This window comes from Burkholderia sp. Ac-20384 (assembly GCF_017104605.1).
GTDB classification, from domain to species: Bacteria; Pseudomonadota; Gammaproteobacteria; order Burkholderiales; family Burkholderiaceae; genus Burkholderia; species Burkholderia lata.
In genome coordinates this window covers 1-2314 of record NZ_JAAGPE010000594.1, presented here as the reverse complement: position 1 = coordinate 2314, position 2314 = coordinate 1, and the positions used below count along the sequence as shown (strand labels likewise).

Annotated in this window: 3 protein-coding genes; all 3 read right to left on the bottom strand. The window is 70.9% G+C overall.

Annotated elements, in window-relative coordinates; genetic code table 11:
• Positions 1 to 677, bottom strand: a 677-nt coding sequence (locus tag G3O00_RS42065; protein ID WP_206146534.1) for a cytochrome c, incomplete at its 3' end; no start/stop codon positions are given.
• A gap of 50 nt (positions 678 to 727) precedes the next feature.
• On the bottom strand, positions 728 to 1555 hold the full coding sequence (locus tag G3O00_RS42060; protein WP_011355361.1) for an ABC transporter ATP-binding protein: 828 nt from the start codon (positions 1553 to 1555) through the stop codon (positions 728 to 730).
• On the bottom strand, positions 1549 to 2314 hold a 766-nt coding region (locus G3O00_RS42055; protein WP_206146533.1), incomplete at its 5' end, for an ABC transporter permease subunit. The genes G3O00_RS42055 and G3O00_RS42060, both read right to left, overlap by 7 nt.

Below are 2314 nucleotides of genomic sequence, written 5' to 3'. Positions count from 1 at the left end.
TGCGCGCCGCTGCCCGCGGCGAGCGCTGTCAGGTAGTCGAGCACGGCCCAGGTGTCCTGGGGGCCGAGCGTCGCGGCGAAGCCGGGCATCGTCGATGCGCCGTGTTCGTCGCGCGTGCCGTGGCGCACGCGCCAGAACAGCTCGCCATCGAGACGACGGGCGAGCAGCGCGCCGGCGAAGGTCGGCGGCCAGTGCGAGAGCGTGGGCGCGAGCGGCCCTTCGCCGCGTCCGTCCGTGCCGTGGCATGCGACGCAGTGTTGCGCATACAGGTGCGCGCCGCGCATCACGTTCGAGACGGAAAACGGCACGGGATCGCGCTGGAAACTCGTCGGCACGGCGGGCGAGAGCCACAGCGAAGGCGGCGGCCACGGCGCGAGCCACGCAACGGCCAGCGCGGCGAGCACCGACGCGACACGCCACTTGCGTGAAGCGAGTGCGATGCATGCGAGCACGATGGCCAGCGCCGTCGCCGCCGCGGCGAACGCGAGTTGCCGCGTGAGTCCCGCGTCGATGCGCAGCGTTTCGAGCGCGATGCGGTGGGCCCACGGCCACGCGGCTTGGCCATCGGCGTCGCCCGTCAGCCCGACCGCATGCAGCACGCGCGCCAGCGCGATTTGCGCGCGATACAGCCCTTGCAGAAACATGAGCGCCCAGTCGGCGAACGTCGGCGCGTTCATCGGCTACGTGCCCGCCGCGCGGCGGGCCTTCGTCGAACGGCACGACGCATTTACCAGCTCGCATCGAGCCCGAGGTGCCGCAACGCGTCGTGACGCAGTTCGGCGAGGCGCGGGTCGCCGCGATGGCGCGGGTAGGGCAGGTCGACGCGCAATTCGGCGACTATCTTCGCGGGGCGCGGCCCGAACACGATCACGCGCTGCGCCAGGAACAGCGCTTCCTCGACATCGTGCGTGACGAGCAGCGCGGAGAAGCCGTCGCGTTGCCACAGCGCGGTGAGCTCGGCCTGCATCGTGAGACGCGTCAGCGAATCGAGCTTGCCGAGCGGCTCGTCGAGAATCAGCAGGCGCGGATCGTTGACGAGCGCGCGGGCCAGCGCGACCCGCTGCGCCATCCCGCCGGACAACTGATGCGGGAACACGTTCGAGAATTCCTGCAGCCCGACGCGCGCGAGCGCATCGTCGACACGATGCTGCGACGCACGCGCCACGCCGCGCGCCTCGAGGCCGAGTGCGACGTTCGCGCGCACGCGCCGCCACGGGTACAGCGTCGGGTCCTGGAACACGACGATGCGCGACGGATCGGGTTGCTCGATCGGCACGCCGTCCTGTGCGATCGTGCCTTGTCGCGCGGCGTCGAGGCCCGCGACGAGGCGCAGCAGCGTCGATTTCCCGCAACCGCTCGGGCCGAGCAGCGCGACGAATTCGCCGGCCGCGACCGACAGCGTGACGTCGTCGAGCACCGGCAGCGCACCACCGGGGCCGTCGAACGCATGGCTCACGCGGCGGATGTCGATGCGCGCACCGCGCGGCGCCGTGACGGCGGGCGCAGCGGCAACGGAAGATGCAACGGAGGATTCGAGTACGGCGGCGCTCACCATTTGACGGTTCCTTTCTGCCAGGCGAGCACGCGGTCGCGCACCGCGAACAGCAGCGCGATCAGCCCGGAAAACAGCAGCGCCATCACGATCAGCGCCGCATACATGTTCACGTACGATGCCCAGCCCTGCGCCCAGCTCAGGTACCAGCCGAGCCCCGACTTGACGCCCATCATCTCGGCGACGACCAGCACCGTGAACGACGCGCTCAATCCCATGAAGATGCCGACGAACACGTGCGGCAGCGCGGCGGGAATCGCGACGCGCAGCACGAGGAAGCGCGCGTTCGCGCCGAGCGTGCGCGCGACGTCGTAGTACTGCTTGTTCACGCTCGCGACGCCCGACCACGTGAGCACCGCGACCGGGAAACCGGTTGCGAGCGCGATCAGGAATGCGGCCGCGGAGTAGCTCGACGGGAAAAAGTAAAACGTGAGCGGCAGCAGCGCGGTGGCCGGCACGGGGCCGAGCACGCGCAGCACCGGATGCACCCAGTAGCCGATCCGGCGCGACCAGCCGATCGACACGCCGACTGCGAAGCCCACCACGACGCCGTACGCAAAGCCGAGCGCGAGCAGCTTCAGCGTGTTGCCGGCGCTGCCGAGGAGGCGCGGCCAGTCGTCGACGTAGACCTCGATCAGCGCCTGCGGCGGCGCGAAGAACGGCGTCGGCAGCCAGCCGGTTTTCGCGGTGACGAGTTCCCACGCGGCGAGCACGAGCGGCAGCGCGACGAGCCACGGGCCGGCCGGGCGCACGCGCGCGAGA

Bases quoted from the DNA above. Each gene is read 5' to 3' on its own strand.
- G3O00_RS42060 (WP_011355361.1), bottom strand. From the start codon at position 1,555: ATGGTGAGCGCCGCCGTACTCGAATCCTCCGTTGCATCTTCCGTTGCC.